The 17,414-nt window shown below is 55.7% G+C and carries 18 protein-coding genes and 1 other RNA gene; 7 read left to right on the forward strand and 12 right to left on the reverse strand.

Annotated elements, in window-relative coordinates:
* Nucleotides 1–11: 11 nt before the first annotated feature.
* Both ACR0AY_RS02110 and ACR0AY_RS02115 read left to right on the forward strand, forming a co-directional pair.
* Nucleotides 12–1,346 carry a sigma-54-dependent transcriptional regulator gene (locus ACR0AY_RS02110; RefSeq protein ID WP_170393162.1) on the forward strand — a complete coding sequence of 445 codons (1,335 nt, stop codon included), beginning with the start codon at nt 12–14 and terminating at the stop codon, nt 1,344–1,346.
* Nucleotides 1,347–1,853: 507 nt separating this feature from the next.
* Nucleotides 1,854–4,673 carry an Rne/Rng family ribonuclease gene (locus ACR0AY_RS02115; protein ID WP_170510064.1) on the forward strand — a complete coding sequence of 940 codons (2,820 nt, stop codon included), beginning with the start codon at nt 1,854–1,856 and terminating at the stop codon, nt 4,671–4,673.
* 56 nt (nt 4,674–4,729) lie between these two features.
* Here ACR0AY_RS02115 and ACR0AY_RS02120 read toward each other — a convergent pair whose 3' ends face one another.
* Entirely contained in the window at nt 4,730–4,963 is a 234-nt protein-coding gene (locus ACR0AY_RS02120; protein WP_170393161.1) for a sulfurtransferase TusA family protein, read from the reverse strand.
* A gap of 105 nt (nt 4,964–5,068) precedes the next feature.
* Between ACR0AY_RS02120 and ACR0AY_RS02125 the strand changes: the two genes are divergently transcribed.
* The 4 genes from ACR0AY_RS02125 to ACR0AY_RS02140 all read left to right on the forward strand — a co-directional run bounded on the left by ACR0AY_RS02125 (nt 5,069) and on the right by ACR0AY_RS02140 (nt 9,423).
* Entirely contained in the window at nt 5,069–5,821 is a 753-nt protein-coding gene (locus ACR0AY_RS02125; protein WP_170393160.1) for a cytochrome c biogenesis CcdA family protein, read from the forward strand.
* Between the two features lie 87 nt (nt 5,822–5,908).
* On the forward strand, nt 5,909–7,123 hold the full coding sequence (locus tag ACR0AY_RS02130) for a hypothetical protein (protein WP_170510058.1): 1,215 nt from the start codon (nt 5,909–5,911) through the stop codon (nt 7,121–7,123).
* Nucleotides 7,120–8,469: a cytochrome P450 gene (locus ACR0AY_RS02135; RefSeq protein WP_480453669.1), complete on the forward strand. Its 1,350-nt coding sequence runs from the start codon at nt 7,120–7,122 to the stop codon at nt 8,467–8,469. The genes ACR0AY_RS02130 and ACR0AY_RS02135 overlap by 4 nt, the downstream gene beginning before the upstream one ends.
* A gap of 72 nt (nt 8,470–8,541) precedes the next feature.
* Nucleotides 8,542–9,423 carry a fructose bisphosphate aldolase gene (locus tag ACR0AY_RS02140; RefSeq protein WP_170393157.1) on the forward strand — a complete coding sequence of 294 codons (882 nt, stop codon included), beginning with the start codon at nt 8,542–8,544 and terminating at the stop codon, nt 9,421–9,423.
* A 12-nt stretch (nt 9,424–9,435) separates the two neighbouring features.
* Here the strand turns inward: ACR0AY_RS02140 and ACR0AY_RS02145 are convergent, their stop codons facing one another.
* The 4 genes from ACR0AY_RS02145 to fumC are packed head-to-tail and all read right to left on the reverse strand — an operon-like array spanning nt 9,436 to nt 11,886.
* Nucleotides 9,436–10,038, reverse strand: coding sequence for a DNA-3-methyladenine glycosylase I (locus ACR0AY_RS02145; RefSeq protein WP_170510052.1), 603 nt, complete (start codon nt 10,036–10,038; stop codon nt 9,436–9,438).
* Between the two features lie 59 nt (nt 10,039–10,097).
* Nucleotides 10,098–10,319, reverse strand: a complete 222-nt coding sequence (locus ACR0AY_RS02150) for a ribbon-helix-helix domain-containing protein (RefSeq protein WP_170405591.1) — start codon at nt 10,317–10,319, stop codon at nt 10,098–10,100.
* Nucleotides 10,316–10,492: a DUF4169 family protein gene (locus ACR0AY_RS02155; protein WP_170510049.1), complete on the reverse strand. Its 177-nt coding sequence runs from the start codon at nt 10,490–10,492 to the stop codon at nt 10,316–10,318. The genes ACR0AY_RS02150 and ACR0AY_RS02155 overlap by 4 nt, the downstream gene beginning before the upstream one ends.
* On the reverse strand, nt 10,492–11,886 hold the full coding sequence (gene fumC / locus ACR0AY_RS02160; RefSeq protein WP_170510046.1) for a class II fumarate hydratase: 1,395 nt from the start codon (nt 11,884–11,886) through the stop codon (nt 10,492–10,494). Before fumC ends, ACR0AY_RS02155 begins: the two co-directional genes overlap by 1 nt.
* Nucleotides 11,887–12,093: 207 nt before the next feature.
* Here fumC and ACR0AY_RS02165 point away from each other — a divergent pair, with 207 nt between their 5' ends.
* A complete protein-coding gene (locus ACR0AY_RS02165) occupies nt 12,094–12,657 on the forward strand; it encodes a hypothetical protein (RefSeq protein ID WP_170421470.1) in 564 nt (187 codons plus the stop codon).
* Between the two features lie 27 nt (nt 12,658–12,684).
* Here the strand turns inward: ACR0AY_RS02165 and ACR0AY_RS02170 are convergent, their stop codons facing one another.
* The 7 genes from ACR0AY_RS02170 to ACR0AY_RS02200 all read right to left on the reverse strand — a co-directional run bounded on the left by ACR0AY_RS02170 (nt 12,685) and on the right by ACR0AY_RS02200 (nt 17,410).
* The gene (locus ACR0AY_RS02170; RefSeq protein ID WP_170510043.1) at nt 12,685–13,152 is read right to left on the reverse strand and encodes a ClpXP protease specificity-enhancing factor SspB; all 468 of its coding nucleotides are present in this window, start codon (nt 13,150–13,152) and stop codon (nt 12,685–12,687) included.
* A 76-nt stretch (nt 13,153–13,228) separates the two neighbouring features.
* Nucleotides 13,229–14,479 carry a chromate efflux transporter gene (chrA, locus tag ACR0AY_RS02175; protein ID WP_170510041.1) on the reverse strand — a complete coding sequence of 417 codons (1,251 nt, stop codon included), beginning with the start codon at nt 14,477–14,479 and terminating at the stop codon, nt 13,229–13,231.
* A complete protein-coding gene (locus tag ACR0AY_RS02180) occupies nt 14,476–15,291 on the reverse strand; it encodes a sulfurtransferase/chromate resistance protein (protein WP_170421479.1) in 816 nt (271 codons plus the stop codon). The genes chrA and ACR0AY_RS02180 overlap by 4 nt, the downstream gene beginning before the upstream one ends.
* 129 nt (nt 15,292–15,420) lie before the next feature.
* Nucleotides 15,421–15,852: an ester cyclase gene (locus ACR0AY_RS02185; RefSeq protein WP_480453671.1), complete on the reverse strand. Its 432-nt coding sequence runs from the start codon at nt 15,850–15,852 to the stop codon at nt 15,421–15,423.
* 99 nt (nt 15,853–15,951) lie between these two features.
* Nucleotides 15,952–16,298: a transfer-messenger RNA gene (ssrA, locus tag ACR0AY_RS02190) on the reverse strand.
* A 36-nt stretch (nt 16,299–16,334) separates the two neighbouring features.
* Nucleotides 16,335–16,697, reverse strand: a complete 363-nt coding sequence (locus ACR0AY_RS02195; RefSeq protein ID WP_170510034.1) for a DUF4345 family protein — start codon at nt 16,695–16,697, stop codon at nt 16,335–16,337.
* A gap of 62 nt (nt 16,698–16,759) precedes the next feature.
* Nucleotides 16,760–17,410 (reverse strand): hypothetical protein, encoded by a 651-nt coding sequence (locus ACR0AY_RS02200; protein WP_170510031.1) that lies wholly within the window; start codon nt 17,408–17,410, stop codon nt 16,760–16,762.
* Nucleotides 17,411–17,414: the final 4 nt, after the last annotated feature.

The raw sequence follows: 17,414 nt of genomic DNA on the forward strand, positions 1-17,414 counted from the left end.
AGGAAGTGACTATGGCACAGGCCATGAAAATCGCCATCGTGGATGATGAACAGGACATGCGCCAGTCGATCAGCCAGTGGCTGGCTTTGTCGGGGTACGACACCGAAACCTTTTCAAGCGCCGAGGATGCGCTCAAGGTCTTGGGGCCAGAATACCCCGGGATCGTGATTTCTGACATCAAGATGCCGGGAATGGATGGCATTCAACTGCTGAAAAAGCTGATGGGGGCCGATAGCACGCTCCCGGTGATCATGATCACGGGACATGGCGACGTGCCAATGGCCGTAGAGGCGATGCGTGTCGGGGCGTTCGATTTCCTTGAAAAGCCGTTTAACCCCGATCGCATGTCCGAACTTGCCAAACGCGCCAGCAATGCGCGTCGTCTGACGCTTGACAACCGAGCCCTGCGGCGTGAGCTGTCTGGCGGTACGCAGATCATGAACAAGCTGATCGGTGCCAGCCCCGTCATGGAGCGGTTGCGTGAAGATATTCTGGATCTGGGGCAGGCGGATGGTCATGTCCTGATCGATGGGGAAACCGGAACCGGAAAGACTTTGGTGGCGCATGCATTGCACGCGGTTGGTAGCCGGGCGGGTAAGAAATTCGTCCTGGTTTCTTGCGCAGCACTTGAGGAAGAAGCGCTGTCGAAACGCCTGTTTGGCCCGATGCTCCCCGAAGACACGCAGTTGCCCGCCATCGAAGAGGCCCGAGGCGGTACGCTGGTTCTTGAGGATGTCGAAGCCCTGAGTGATACGCTGCAGGCCCGTCTATTGAGCGTTATGAATGAGCAGGGCACCCCTGCGGAAACGCGGATCGTTGCGATTTCGAACCTGCAGGAAGCGGGCAAAACCTCAGAAGATGTATTGCGTCCCGATCTGTTCTATCGGTTGGCGGCGCTGCGCATCACCATGCCTCCGCTGCGACAGCGGGGTGAGGACATCCTGACGCTGTTCACCCGTCTGAGCGAACAGTTCGCAGAGGAATATGGCTGCGACGCGCCTCAGGTCAGTGCGCAGGAAGCGGCTCAGCTGCTTCAGGCCCCGTGGCCCGGGAATGTGAGGCAGTTGATCAACATTGCTGAGCGTGCGGTGCTGCAGTCGCGGCGCGGGTCGGGGACAATTGCTTCGCTGCTGATGTCGGATCACGAAGAGATGCAGCCAGTGATGACAACTGAAGGCAAGCCGTTGAAGGAATATGTTGAAGCCTTCGAGCGGATGCTGATCGACAATACGATGCGCCGTCACAAGGGATCGATCGCCTCGGTGATGGAAGAACTCTGCCTGCCACGCCGGACACTGAACGAAAAGATGGCGAAGTACGGGTTGCAGCGTTCGGATTACCTGTGAAAGCGGAGGAGGGGGCTGGCCCCCTCTTGAGCCTGCGGTTCAATTCAACCCCTGGATATTTTTGAACAGATGAAGGGACTCTTCGGCGCGTTCTTGGGGCGCGATGCAGTTTGCCCATTGTCTTTTCCACAGGACTGCTTTTATTGTGATCGAACGGGCCGGGTATTTTGTGCCTGCAAGCCCCGTGTTTTGAGTTTCGCTGCTGAGCTGATGGTGAGGATAGATCCCGCGCGGCGCGGCAGACCGATTATGCCCCAATGGGGCAGATGAACGCCTGAACCCGTCTATGCGGGTGAAAGGAATAAATGGGCGGGCCGCATTTAGACGCGCCTGTCGGAGAAGAACCGCGATGACGCGCGCGCAACGATTGAGTATACGGGCAGGGGGCCAAAGCGCCAGACCCTGCCGCGCGCCGTCCGATATCGCCCGTACAAGACACCTCCCCAAAAGCGCCTGTCCGCCTGGACGGGTCAGGACAACGCGTTTGGCGCGGTGCACCAAGGACACATGGCTAAGAAAATGCTTATCGATGCCACCCACGCGGAGGAAACCCGCGTTGTGGTGGTCGACGGAAACAAGGTTGAGGAATTTGACTTTGAATCCGAAAACAAACGCCAGCTTGCTGGCAACATCTATCTTGCAAAAGTAACACGGGTTGAGCCGTCGCTACAGGCGGCATTTGTGGATTACGGCGGGAACCGGCACGGGTTTCTGGCCTTTTCCGAAATCCATCCCGACTACTACCAGATCCCCGTCGCTGACCGCGAGGCGCTGATGGAGGAAGAGCGCGCCTATGCCGAGGCGATGAAGGCGCGGGATGAGGCCGAGGAAACAAAGCCCAAGAAGCGCCGGTCGCGTTCGCGCTCGAAGGCCGCTGACGTCAAGACGGACGATCCGGTTGAGACGCTGGAGGTTTCCTCAGAGCCGACCGGAATGGAAACCATAGATCTGGATGACGGTGAAGAGACGGAGGTGCCCGAAGGGACGTCTCCGATGGAAATCGTTGCCGAGACGCCGGTGGAAGAGCCTGAGGATGCCGCCGAGCCTGTCGCTGAAGAAGCTCCGATCGAAGAAGCCAAGTCCGAAGATGTAGATCAACAGGCGGAAGCGCCAGAAGAGACTGCTGAGGTAGCGGAAGACGCGCCGGTCGAAGCAACTGATACCGACCAAGAAGAACCTTCGGATGAGGTCGAAGCCAAGTCTGACGAAGAGGAGGCGGAAGCTTCTGGCGATGAGCCCGAGGCGGATGGCGAGACAGAAAGCAAAAGCGCTGACGCGGCTTCGAAAGACGATACCATCGAGTCGGTGGCGGACGAAGACGATAGCGAGGATATCCGTCCTCCGCGCAAGCCACGCCCGCGCCGCTACAAGATTCAGGAAGTTATCAAGGTGCGTCAGGTCCTGCTGGTGCAGGTGGTCAAGGAAGAGCGCGGCAACAAGGGTGCGGCACTTACCACGTATCTGTCTTTGGCGGGTCGGTACTGCGTACTGATGCCCAATACCGCAAGGGGCGGCGGAATTAGCCGCAAGATCACCAATGCCGCTGACCGGAAGAAACTGAAAGACATTGCCGCTGAAATCGACGTGCCCACGGGCGCGGGTCTGATCGTTCGTACGGCGGGTGCCAAGCGGACAAAATCAGAGATCAAGCGCGACTATGAATACCTGCAACGACTGTGGGAGCAGATCCGCGAGCTGACGTTGCAATCCATTGCGCCTGCGAAAATTTATGAAGAAGGCGACCTAATCAAACGCTCGATCCGCGACTTGTATAATCGCGACATCGATGAGGTTCTGGTTGAAGGCGAGGGCGGGTATCGCATCGCCAAAGACTTCATGAAGATGATCATGCCGTCGCACGCCAAAAACGTGAAGCGATACGAAGACGCGCTGCCGCTATTCGCGCGATATCAGGTGGAAAGCTATCTGGCTGGGATGTTCAACCCGACGGTTCAGCTGAAATCCGGCGGTTACATTGTGATCGGCGTGACCGAAGCGCTGGTGGCGATCGATGTGAACTCGGGCCGGGCGACCAAAGAAGGTTCGATCGAGGAAACCGCGTTGAAGACCAATCTGGAGGCCGCCGAAGAAGTGGCGCGCCAATTGCGTCTGCGCGATCTGGCCGGTCTGATCGTGATCGATTTCATCGATATGGACGAGCGCAAAAATAACTCGGCCGTTGAGAAACGACTGAAAGACAAGCTGAAAACGGATCGTGCCCGTATTCAGGTGGGCCGGATTTCGGGCTTTGGACTGCTCGAAATGAGCCGTCAGCGCCTGCGTCCTGGAATGCTTGAGGCGACGACCCAGCCATGCCCGTCTTGCCATGGTACCGGCCTGATCCGGTCGGACGACAATATGGCACTGTCAATCCTTCGCCAGATTGAAGAGGAAGGCACTCGCCGCCGTTCGCGTGAGGTATTGGTGCGTTGCCCGGTTAGCATCGCCAACTTCCTGATGAACCAGAAACGCGAACACATCGCGCAGATCGAAGCGCGGTATGGTTTGTCGGTTCGGATCGAAGGGGACGTTCATTTGGTCAGCCCCGACTTCTCGATGGAGAAGTTCAAGACCGCTAGCCGCGTTGTTCCTGAAGCAACTGCGCCGGTGGTTTCGGTTGATGCGTCGCTGATGGATATGGTCGACGCCACGGATGAGGACGAAAACGAAGAAGAAACTGCGGTTCAGACCGAGGAAGAGACCAAGCCCAAGCGTAAACGGCGTCGGCGCCGGCGCAAGAAGAGTTCGGGCAATGGTGACGCGCCGGATGGCAATGCAGACGAGTCTGACGCAGACAGTGTAACCGACTCGAGCAACGAAGCTGAGAGCGTCGATACCAAGCAGACCGAGGCTGAGGAAGATGCTGAGAAAGCGGCCAAACCGAAAAAGCGCCGGGCACCGCGTCGACGCAAAAAGGATACTGAGGCCACAGTCGATGCAAGCGAGACGCAGACCGAAGCGGATAATGCGAACTCCGATCCGCATAAAGAGCCGGTCAATGCTGAGGCCGCCGAGGCTGAACAGCAAGAGCCAGCCGATGAGTCTGAAAGCATCGAACCAGCCGCTGAGCCCGATAGTGCTGATGCACCATCAGAACTTGAGATCGCCGAAGCAACGTCGGCTTCTGAAGTCGATGAAGAAGTGCCAGAGGAACCTGCTGAAGCGCCTGAACCGGTTGCCGAAGAAGCCGAAGAATCGACCGTGGCAGCAGAACCCGAAGTCATTGAAGCAGCCACCCCAGAGCCGGTCTTGGAGGCAGTGGCGGACGAACCCGAACCCGCGCCGGCCAAGCCAAAGCGCCGAGGGTGGTGGTCATTGGGACAGTAAGAAAAAGGCGGGCCAACTGGCCCGCCTTTTTCATTAGGGTGCGTTCCAAAGAATCCTCAGGCCGATTTTTGGATCACATATATCTGATGACCATCCACTGTATCTTGCGAGACAAGTGTATGGCCAGATTCGGTACAGAAATGCGGTACGTCGATAATCGCGGCAGGATCATCGGCCAGCACGCGCAGCATACCCCCCGCAGGCAAGGATTTCAGGCGCTTCCGAGCCTTCAAAACAGGCAAGGGGCACAACAATCCCAACGCATCCAGTGTTTCAATCTCATTGGTCATGGGGCTGAGATATTTCTAACGAGCGATACTGTCCAGCGCGCAACCACGAGGATGTGACCGAATGGCCTCGTGACGAAACCCGCGCGATACCATATGTGCTGAGTCATGTTCGGAATTGAGATCATAGACGCGGGCCTTCTGCCTGCCATGTTTATCGCCATGCTGGGCGGGTTGATAAGTTTTCTGTCTCCCTGCGTGCTGCCGATTGTGCCACCGTACCTCGCGTATATGAGCGGTGTGACTATCAACGAGATGCAGGATGAGGCGCGCGCGCGGCGCAAGGCGACCCTGGCGGCACTGTTTTTTGTTCTGGGTCTGTCGACCGTGTTCCTGCTGCTAGGCTTTACAGCCTCGGTCTTTGGGGCGTTTGTTCTTCAGAATCAGGTGCTTTTCGCCAAACTCTCGGGCGCTGTCGTCATTGTCTTTGGCCTGCACTTTCTGAACGTGTTCCGTATTCCTTTGTTGGATCGTGAGGCACGCGTTGATACGGGTGACTCCAGCGGATCTGTGTTCGGGGCATATATTCTGGGACTGGCCTTCGCCTTCGGTTGGACGCCGTGTATCGGCCCACAATTAGGTGCAATCTTGTCGCTGGCCGCCTCCGAAGCATCAGTCACGCGTGGCACCGTATTGCTTGGCGTATATGCGGCAGGCCTGGGCATTCCATTCTTGCTGGCTGCGATGTTCCTGAACCGCTCGATGGCGGTTATGAACCGTATCAAACCGCATATGGGCACAATCGAGAAGGTGATGGGCGGGCTGCTGCTTTTTGTTGGCATCATGCTTGTCACCGGTTTGTTCACCGAATTCAGCTGGTGGCTGCTGGAAACATTTCCGGCTTTGGCAAACCTCGGATAACCCTCTGGCTTTAAACGCGGATGGATAGACGCCAGGTCTTACCTTGGCGTCAACGCTGCGCTAATCTTTGGCGCAGGGGGCCGGGTAATGAGCAGTCAGCAATCCAATCCGCAGGTGCGCAAACGCCGGGTGTTTTACATTCCCGGCTACGACCCGATTCATCCGCGCCGATATCGAGAGCTCTACCGCAAAGAGGGGGGCGCCCAGGCTGAGATATCGGGATACCAGATCGATATTAGCGCTAGGACGGGCGAAGGTCCCTACGGCTGGCAGGTGATTTCTCAGCAGGACGGCAGTCCTGTTGATGCAGATGTTCAGGTTCTGGTCTGGTCGGATATCGTGCGTGACAGCATGGCTCAATCGATACCGGCAACCTATCTGCAACTGGCGAGAACCGCCTGGATATATATCTCGACCGGTACGCTTTGGCGGCTGATGCAGCTGCGCAAGGGGCCCGTAATTGCGGCGCTATACCCGGTGGCAATGCTGCTGCTGCAGCTTTTTGCATCGTTGTTGATTGCTTGGGGTTTAGTCTCTGTATTGAAACCACTCGTTGGGTGGTGGTCTTTGGTACCTGCTGCCGGGGTAATCTATGCTCTGATGCAATGGTTCCGAAAGATCGATAATCGACTGTTCGCTTATTACCTTATGCATGACTATGCCCACTCGGCGAAGCTATACGGCGCGTATTCGCAAGATCTGCAATCGAGGCTGCGGGAGTTTTCTGACCTGATCACCGAGACGCTGGACACAGACACCGATGAGGTGCTGGTCGTAGGTCACAGCTCTGGCGCCCATCTTGGTGTGTCAGTGTTGGCAGATGTTTTACGACGACGGGGCGGTATACAGGATAAGCCAGTCTTATCCTTTCTGACCTTGGGGCAGGTGGTGCCAATGGTTTCGTTTCTACCGCAGGCACACACGCTTCGCGCTGATCTTAAATATCTGTCCGAACGCGCGGATATGACTTGGATCGATGTCTCTGCACCAGGGGATGGCTGCGCGTTTGCGTTGTGCGATCCGGTCGCGGTCAGCGGCGTCGCTGGCCCCGAAAAATGCGGGCCGCTGGTTCTTTCTGCGGCCTTCACCCAAACACTGTCCCACGCGCGATGGCAGCAATTGCGTTGGCGCTTTTTTCGCCTGCACTTTCAATATCTTTGTGCGTTCGATCAACCTGGACTTTATGACTATTTCCGCATCACCGCAGGTCCTGAAACATTGAAACAGCGGTTTGAAAGGCGCGCGCCATCACGATCGCGCATTGAGCGGGCTGTTTCGAAATACATCGCGGTGGAAGCATGAAGCCCCCAAAGCCCGAAGCACGACCAGATAAGGTCTCGCTGTGGCGGTATCTACGTCTGTTTCGGCAAGACTTGCTGTCTGCTCAGCCCCAGCGTCTATATCGAGCGTGGATGGCTGAATTCCGAACGCCGTTCTTTCGCTCGTATATGGTCAACCAACCCGATCTGATCCGCGCAGTTCTGAAAAAGCGCCCGGATGCGTTTCCAAAATCAAATCGCATCAGCGAAGGCTTACGCCCCTTATTGGGCCGGTCCGTGTTCCTGACCAATGGCGAAGTCTGGAAACGGCAGCGCAGGATCATTGATCCCGCCTTTGAAGGCGGACGTTTGAAAGATACGTTTCCCGCAATGTTAAATGCGGCGCAGGCTTGTGCGGATCGGCTTTCTGGCAGGGTTGGGCAGAAGGTGGAATGTGAAGAAATCACAAGCCATGTCGCGGCGGATGTGATTTTCCGCACCCTGTTTTCGGTTCCTATCGAACATGAGGTTGCCGCGCAGGTCTTCGATAAATTCAGAATCTATCAGCGCGAACAGCCCTTGCTGAACCTGGCCGCCTTCTTGCCCGTTCCAAGCTGGATGCCCCGTTTTCATTCTCGCAAAACCCGCCAAACGGCCCGCGAGATCCGAGATCTGATCAGCCGATTGACGGATGAACGCGCCAAGGCGATAGCAAACAGGTCAGCCCCCGATGATCTGGCCACCAAGATCATGACGACAACAGACCCGGAAACTGGAGACCGGTTCGATGCGCAGGAAATGGTTGATCAGGTCGCCATCTTCTTTTTGGCGGGGCACGAGACCAGCGCATCGGCACTGGCCTGGACGCTCTATTTGATGGCACTGTATCCGGACTGGCAGGATAAACTGGCTGAAGAAGCGCAGGCCCTGGACACGCCTGATTTTTCCACCATGTCCCAATTGAAACTCAGCCGCGATGTATTTCGCGAAGCTCTACGTCTGTATCCACCAGTTCCGATGATGGTGCGCGAGGCGACATGCCCAGAACGCTTCCGTGATCGGGATGTTCCGCAGGGCTCTCAGATCGTTGTGAGCCCCTGGCATTTGCATCGACATGAGCGGCTTTGGGACAGGCCGGACGATTTCGATCCCACACGATGGACGACGGAGAACGGAAAGAAATGCCAGCGCGAGGCCTATATTCCGTTTTCGGCTGGCCCCCGTGTCTGCACGGGCGCAGGGTTCGCGATGGTAGAAGGTCCTTTGATCTTATCGATGCTCTTGCGTCGTTACCGATTCGAAACAATACCAGACGAAACGCCGGTACCGGTCGCGCATTTGACCGTCAGATCGAAAGACGGAATTTGGTTGCGCTTGGTTGAGCGCTAACAAACTACCATCGCTCTTCGGCATGCTGTATGCGGATTGAAAATGCGGAATCATATTGAACGGGATTGAGTTATGTCGAAAGCAGAACAGCGCGCGCAGATGTCCGAAGGCGCAGGATTTATCGCAGCACTGGACCAAAGCGGCGGTTCAACCCCCAAAGCGCTGGCTTTGTATGGTGTTGAAGCATCGGATTACGGATCAGACGAAGAGATGTTCGGCGAGATTCAGAAGATGCGCGCGCGGATCATTCTGGCTGACGATTTCACCAAGGATAAAGTGATTGGCGCGATCCTGTTCGAACGGACTTTGGGTGAAGAAATCGACGGCAAGAAGGTTGCGGATTACCTTTGGTCCGAAAAAGGCATCGTGCCGTTCCTGAAAATCGACAAAGGACTTGAGGATCAGGCCAACGGTGTTCAGATGATGAAGCCAATTCCGGGGCTGGCTGAGACGTTGGCCAAGGCGGATGGTGTTTTTGGCACCAAGGAACGCTCAGTTATCCACGAAGCAAATGCTCAGGGCATTGCCGACGTTGTCGCGCAGCAGTTCCAGGTCGCACGCGTGGTCACTGATGCGGGAATGGTCCCAATTGTCGAGCCTGAGGTAAACATCCACTCGGAAACCAAGGCCGAGGCTGAGGACATTCTGAAATCAGAAATTCTGAAGAATCTGGATCAATTGGTCGAGGGTCAGGAAGTGATGCTGAAGCTGACCATCCCCAGCCAGGCCAACCTTTATGATGAGGTGGCGGATCACCCGCGCGTCCTGCGTGTTGTAGCGCTGTCCGGCGGATACTCGACCGAGCAGGCCTGCGACCTGCTTGGCCAAAACAGCAAGATGATCGCCTCGTTTTCGCGCGCACTGACCGAAGGGCTGTCCAAACAGCAATCTGACGCAGAATTCAACGCAGCGCTCGGCGGGAATATCGACAATATCTTCCGCGCCTCGATCTGATCGTGGGGTAATCTATTCGGGCTTGATGAAATCGCGGCGCATCTGCGCCGCTTTTTCGCGCATGACACATCCGTTGGCGTGATCATTGATCAACCCCATGGCCTGCATAAAGGCAAAGATCGTGGTGGGGCCTACGAATTTCCAACCGCGTTTTTTCAGATCTTTCGACATCGCAATGGATTCTGCCGACGTGGAAGCGCTTTGCGGGGCGGGTGGCGCCGTAGGCTCGTACCTCCAGACATAAGCGGCCAATGATCCTTCGGAAGCGATTAGGTCCTGCACGCGGCAGGCATTGTTGATAACGGCTTCAATCTTGCCGCGGTGTCGCACGATGCCTTTGTCGTCCAGAAGTCGATTGATATCTGCGTCAGAAAACTCTGCTATCTTATTGAAATCAAATTTACAAAACGCTGCTCTGAAATTCTCGCGTTTTGACAGAATAGTGCGCCAACTCAGGCCCGACTGAAAGCTCTCGAGGCAAAGTTTCTCAAACAATCGTCTGTCATCGGAAACCGGATATCCCCATTCGTTATCATGATAGTCAAAGAATTCGGGGGCGGCGTTGCACCACGAACACCGAGGTTTTCCATCTGGGCCCGTTGCCAAATCGTTCATGAATGTACCCTTTTTGTTCTCCGCGAGGATAAGCGACGCGATTGTTTGAAATCAAGTACTCAATCGGTTTGACGATACCAATTCAGAATGAAGACACGAATGGCCGAAGCCAGTCCGGTTTCCGGGTCGCGCTCTGCATCAATATTTGCCGCCAGGACATTGATTGGGATATCTTTTTTCCGCGCGATGTCACGGAAGGCTTGCCAGAACTCATCCTCAAGCGAAACGGATGTTCGATGACCTTGCAAGGTCAGGGAGCGTTTGACAGGACGTCCACTCATTCGTCGACCTTGTGACCGTCAAGGTCCCAGCGCTGCCGGTCTTGCTGCAGCTTTACAACGGTCCTGTCGGCTTTGGATTGCCCGTGTTTCGCAGCGTTTGCATCCGCGCGGGCCTTTTTTTCAGCCCGCGCTTTTTCTTTTCGAAACCGGTTCAGGTTAACCGGTTTACCCATCAGTCCTTGGGTCCAATCATATGCTCGGGCCGTACAACCGCATCAAACGTCGCCTCGTCCACAAAGCCCAACGCAATGGCTTCTTCCTTAAGTGTTGTGCCGTTCTTGTGCGCTGTTTTGGCGACGGTCGTGGCGTTGTCATACCCGATTGTCGGTGCCAGAGCAGTCACCAGCATCAGGGATTCCTTCATCAGCTTGTCGATGCGTGGCTCGTTGGCTTTGATGCCCAACAGCATCCGCTCGGTAAAGCTGTCGGCTGCATCGCCGAGCAGCTGGATCGACTGCAGCAGGTTATAGGACATCATCGGGTTGTAGACGTTCAACTGGAAATGGCCCTGCGAGCCTGCAAACTTCATTGCTGCGTCGTTGCCCATCACATGTGCGGCCACCTGAGTCAGCGCCTCGGCCTGTGTCGGGTTCACCTTTCCGGGCATGATGGAGGAACCGGGCTCGTTTTCGGGCAGGATAAGCTCACCCAATCCTGAGCGGGGCCCCGAACCCAACAGACGGATATCGTTGGCAATCTTGTAGCAGGAACCGGCGATCGTGGCCAACGCGCCCGACAGGAAGACCATGGCATCATGTGCAGCCAGAGCTTCGAATTTGTTCGGCGCGGTCACAAAGGGCAGGCCGGTGATATCGGCCATATTCTTGGCGACAGCCTCATCCCAGCCGCCATGCGTGTTCAAACCGGTACCCACAGCAGTACCGCCTTGAGCCAGTTCATAGATACCGGGCATTGCAGCTTCTACACGCGCAATGCCCTGACGAATTTGATGCGCATACCCGCCGAATTCCTGTTCCAACGTCAACGGCGTGGCATCCTGCGTATGGGTGCGGCCGATCTTGATGATACCGGCAAACTCTTTTGCCTTGGCTTCCAGCGCCGAGGCGAACTTCTCAAGCCCGGGCATCAACACATCGCGCACACTCATCGCTGTGGCGATGTGCATCGCGGTGGGGAAAGTATCGTTCGAGGATTGACCCATATTGCAGTGATCATTCGGGTGAACGGGATCTTTCGAGCCAATCTCGCCACCCATAATCTCAATCGCGCGGTTCGCAATGACCTCGTTCGAGTTCATGTTGGATTGCGTGCCCGAGCCGGTTTGCCATACGACCAGAGGAAAGTTGTCGTCAAACTTGCCTTCGAACACTTCACCGGCCGCTTGTATGATCGCGTCGGCGATCTTGGCGTCCAGCTTGCCGATGGCTTTGTTTTCAATTGCACAGGCCTTTTTGATCACACCCAACGCGCGCACGATGGCGACGGGCTGCTTTTCCCAGCCAATGGGGAAGTTCATGATCGAACGCTGCGTTTGCGCGCCCCAGTACTTATCGGCAGGCACCTCAAGCGGGCCAAAGCTGTCGGATTCAGTGCGGGTTTGAGACATCGGTCGCTCCGGTCTGGTATGCAGTCGTATGCCGTTTACCCGCAGCAAGGCTGTGGCGCAATCGGCCAGTTGAGCGCACCTTAAACTTGGGCCGCGCAAAGGTATAGACGCGGCACAGCTACAAATAATTTCTGTTAGCGAAAACAGTGCCATTGTACGTCGGCGGGCTAAAGTTAAGATGGGACAATAACCCTGACGGAGGCAACCATGCGCGTGTCACTTCTCAAAAGCCCTTTGTATACGCTTGCGTTATTGTTTGCCGCGAGTTTTTGGCTGGCAGTATTTGTGCAACACGCTCAGGCGACGGGAATCGAGCCGTTCGTGGGCGACTATACCGGTTCAGCCGACGTTGTTGATGCGGATGGTACGGCGACCCCTCGGGATATGAGCGTTTCGATTCAGGAAATTAAAGGGGGCTTCAACGTGAGTTGGACCACCACGACTTACAAAGCCGACGGTCGCATCAAGGATGAGAAATACTCGGTTGATTTTCAAAGCTCGGATCGGCCCGATGTTTATTCTGCGGCCATGAAGCGAAATGTGTTTGGCCATGAGGTGCCGCTTGACCCGATGAAAGGGGAACCCTTTGTTTGGGGGCGGATCGAAGGGGATACTCTGACGGTGTTTTCGTTGTTCATAGCCGAAAACGGTGGCTATGAGCTTCAGCAATTTGACCGGACACTAGCTGATGGCGGGCTCGACCTGTCATTTTCCCGGTTTCGCGATGGGGTTAAGTCGCGCTCGGTCGAGACATTCCTTCAAAAAGAATAAACCCCGCATCAAGCGGGGTTTTCTGGGTCATTTCCGGAAGCTGTCCAGCGAGACCACATCCGCATCATGCTGCGGTTCTGCCTCTTCGGCCTCAAGCTCAATCGGGGCTTCTTCCGTCACATGGATCTCTTCGTCCTCGTCTTCCGGGCTTTCAAAGCGCAAGCCAAACTCAACCGAAGGATCCACGAAGGTCTTGATCGCCAGATAGGGGATGTAAAGTGGTTCCGGCGCATCCCCGAAATTCAGCGTAATCGAAAAGCCATCGTCACCGACTTCGAGGTTTTCGAACCAGTGCTGCATGACAATCGTCATCTCGCCTGGATAGCGCTCACGCAGCCAATCGGCCAACTCAACGCCCTCATGCCGTGTATCAAAAGTGATAAAGAAATGATGCGAACCGGGCAGGCCGGTTTCGGACACGTCGGTCAGGACGGTCTTGATCAGGCCTCGCATGGCCTTGTGCATCAGATTCCCGTAGTCGATGTCTTGCGACATGGTAGATCCTCGAAAGTGGTTAATCCCAGCATAGTTCATTCGGACGGAAACGAAAGGCTGTGCTGGGCTGTATTGATTACAAAATCTGCATGCCTAGTCCGGCCAGAACCATGATACCAAGTGTGGTTGCTAAACCGGATTTCATGCGGAAAATCAACAGGCCAGCCAGAACGGTCAGCACAAGTGCGTTGAATTCAAGCGACGAAAGGTCGGGTAGGGGGAGAGAAACTGGTCCCCAATGCCACCCCGGAATTGAGGTGAACAAGACGTTTAGCCCGAACCACACGGAGAGGTTGAGAATCACTCCGACGACCGCAGCTGTGATTCCGTGCATCGCGGCCCCAAGACGCGGACGCGCGGCGATTCTGTCCAGATGCGGGGCTGCAAGAAAAATCCACAGAAAACACGGTACAAACGTCGCCCATAAAGCGACAATGCCCGCCGCCAACGCCAGCGAGGCGCCTCCGGCAATCTGACCGCTAAGCATGGCCACAAACTGAGTCACCAGAATCAGTGGCCCAGGCGTGGTTTCGGCCAGACCTAGCGCGTCGATCATCTGGTCCGTGCTGATCCATTGGTAGGTTTCGACCACGGTCTGGGTCATATAGGCCAGCACCGCATAGGCACCGCCAAAAGTTACAACCGCAAGGCGGGCAAAGAACCAGCCCAGATCGCTGAGCAGTTCCTGACCGCTCAAAGACAGCACAAACAACGGCCCCAGCCAAAGGATAAGCCAGAAAACCGCTGTGCGAACAGGATTGGCAAGTGTTGGGCTGGCTTGAACGGCAACGGGCTTGTCGTCTTTCGAAGTCACGAATCCCCAAACGGCAGCGCACAGGATGATTAGCGGGAAGGGCAGGTTGAAGACAAAGATCCCCAAAAAGGCGAGGCCTGCGATTGCCCGGTGTTCAATGTCTGTAAGTGCTTTCTTCGATAGGTTCCGTAATGCTTGCAGGACGATGATGATCACCGTGGCCTTGATGCCCAAGAATCCGGCTTGAACCAAAGGCAATGTACCATAGGCCGCATAAAGCAATACCAGCAGCGCGATCACCAGAGCACCCGGCAGTACAAACAAACTGCCTGCGATTAACCCCCCGGCCACTCCGCGCAGCCGCCATCCTGCATAAGTGGCAAGCTGCATGGCTTCAGGGCCCGGCAACAGCATGCATAAGGAAAGCGCGCGCAGATAGGTCTGTTCGTCCAACCAAGGGCGCTTTTCGACCAGCTCCTGATGCATCAGTGAAATTTGGGCGGCGGGGCCGCCGAAGGACAACAACCCGATGCGCCCAAACACCCTGATCAACTCGTGATATGAAGGGGTCATCTGCCGTGACCCGCGGGCCAATCATGCGTCTCGCTAGAGCCATCGCGCGCCCAGCGATAGAGTGCATCATAGATGTGCATTCCAGCCTGCAATTGTTGTTGGTCATCCCGATACTGGCGCGACAAGCCGACCGAAAGGGCCAGCAACCCGGCGGCCTCAGGCGCCAGATCGTGCCTGTTTGTATCGGCGGCACGTATGATCGTCGCCATGCGGTCCAGAGGCTCGGATCGAAGCTTGAAGTCATCCAGCATCGTGTCAAAGGTGCAATTGTCGCCGCGATGGCTCCAATCAGTTCCTTCAACATCAAAGGGTGTGGCGCCGAAGTGCTCGGCAACCCCCTGAATTTCATCCGGTGCTACAAACAGGAACCGAGCGCGCCTGTCGACAAACCTGCGGATCAGCCAGGGGCACGCGATGCGATCAATCTTGGGGCGGTGCCGCGTCAACCAGACCGTGTTGCCTTTTGCAACTGCAGGAAGGGCAGGCACAGGCACGACCATTGCGCCCGGCATAGCGCGCCAGGCGAACATTCCACCTTCCAGAAATTCTGCCACCACCCCTTCAGCCTGCAGCCATGAAACAACGCCCTGACTCAGCTTTTTGCCTTTCTGGCAAATTACTACGCAAGAATGATCGCCGGTATGATTTCTTATGCCATCAACATTTTGATATGGCATTCGGAATGCGCCGGGTATGAGGGAGGGATCATCGTCGAAATCCCCATCTGTTCGCACATCAAACAGGATAGGAGCCTGAGGCGTACCGATCAGGCGCAAGAGTTGTCGGGGTGTAATTGCATTGGGGGCAGCCATTGCATGTTTCCTTATTGCTTTGGATACATGCGAACTTGGGCTGCCGCCTCACGGGGTGTTCGCAAGCTTACCCCTTGATCCTCTGCTAGCGCGCAAATGCGGGATGGGTCAAGCTTGCGGTCAAGTTTATCAGGCCCAGTCCAACCTTTGCCCGGTCATGCAAACCGGAAGGGTATCCTGTGGGAACTGCCCCAGTTGTTCAAAAAGTGTAATGAAATCAAAATGATTATAGGCCTCGACCATCTTGTCCCCTTTGAAGCGCGCCATGACTTGTCCGGTAACTTCAAGCGGGGCACCGTTATCGGCCCGGAAGGTGCGGACATGCAGAATACCAGAGACCCAATCACCATTTTCGATGATCTTCGGCAGTTCGACTGTGATCTCGCCCAGAACATGACGAAACGCCATGACCAGATCGCGAAAGTCGTCCGCGCCAACCTGCATTTCGGGTATCAACCCTTCGGCCATCGTATCCGGGGCAAAAAACTGATCGATTGCATCGGTATTGCCTTGTTCCCAGACCTCTGAATACCATGCCCTAAGCCTGTCAGAATTCGTCATCTCAGCCCTCCTGTCGCTTGTTCAGGAAGATGGATCAGAGAAATGAATAAACCCTGAATCCCTGGTGAGTTATGGGCATGGAGCAGACATAATCGGTAAAATGCAGGTTTCTGTTGCCAGGTACCTGCGAACCCCGCCTTACGCGGCTAGGCGCAAGGGCTTAAGTTTCGGTCTTGCTACTGCTTACGCAGCAACTGCAACCGGAGCACGATTGTCGTTTGCAATTGTACTAGTTTCGCCGGTAACGGTGGCAGACAGCCGAGACAAAGCTAACCCCTTTAGACGTTCGTCGATCCTATTTCGGCCCCATGATCCTCAAACGAAGGATGTTGGTGGAGCCGCCGGGTACCGCCCCCGGGTCCGATCCGCTTATTACGAGCGCGTTTATGTCCATAGTCCCGAAGGACCCCTCATATATAGGTTAGGACGTGGTCGGATGCAAACCCGGAATGCTAAGGTTGACTTATATAAAATTCAATAAGTTAAGCAGCTCTGTTCATGTTGGCGAGAATAAGCCAAAGGGCCAGAACAAGCTCGATTCCACCAAAAGTCAGCGCCTTGACGAACGGGGGATTATCCAGCGCCAAAGACACAAACCGACCCAACGCCGCCCCTGCATAAACAACGCCCAGCATGGCATATGCCATCGGTGTGTTGAGCCAGAGAACCACGGCACCTGTCACCACGAACAACCCGCCAACCGAGGCTCGCATCTCACTAAGTCCCATGGTGCTTTTGGTGGGGGCTAGGTCCAGCGCGTTGGCTGTGTAGGCCGGGGCCAGAAATCCGAACAAACCAAAGCCGACGGTCAGCAAGGCGGCAATCACGTTAAGGGTTGCGATCATGGACTTTTTCCCTTTCTGCTCTGCTCGCAGAGTCTAGCGCAGCACTATGTAAAGAAAAGCATCTAAATCGCTGACCACAAGCCTATAACTCCGACCGCGATCAGGCTGAGAGCCCAGACAAGTTCCAGATTGAACCAGCTGCGTGACAGAAATTGAAGGCCCAGCCAGCGATAGACGGCGAAGGCCAGAATGCCTCCGCCAAGGATCATGGCGGCTGTGTGAAGTGCAGCGACCGTCAGTACGAGCAGGCCATTGCTCGCCATGATCTGAGAGACTGCGAACTGGCCCGTTTCCAGCTCGTCTGATCCACACAATCCAAGATAAATCGGAACCAACATCAACGCCGCGCCGTGTGCCAGCGCAACGAGGAACGACCAAAGTGCCAATTTGCTTGGCGGTACGCGCGACAACATCCGGGCATGCCGGCGTGTTATGGCGATGTAAACACCCATTGTGATCACAATCAGCGCAGCGCCGATACGAATTTCGCGTTGATATTCAACCAGAACTGCCATCATAGCGAATGGCAGTAGGACCCCCAGCATGGCGACGAAATGACCACCAGCCAGGGCGGTCAATGCGCGCCACAAAGCTGATGGCCGTTGTTCCATCAGCGCCGAAGATACCGCAAGCGGCCAGCCCATTCCGGGATTCAGGCCATGATAAGCGCCGCTAAGCACAACGGCCAGCCAGAGACCAGCCGTTGATGTCATCAGA

The sequence above is a fragment of the Ruegeria sp. A5 genome (assembly GCF_056543005.1).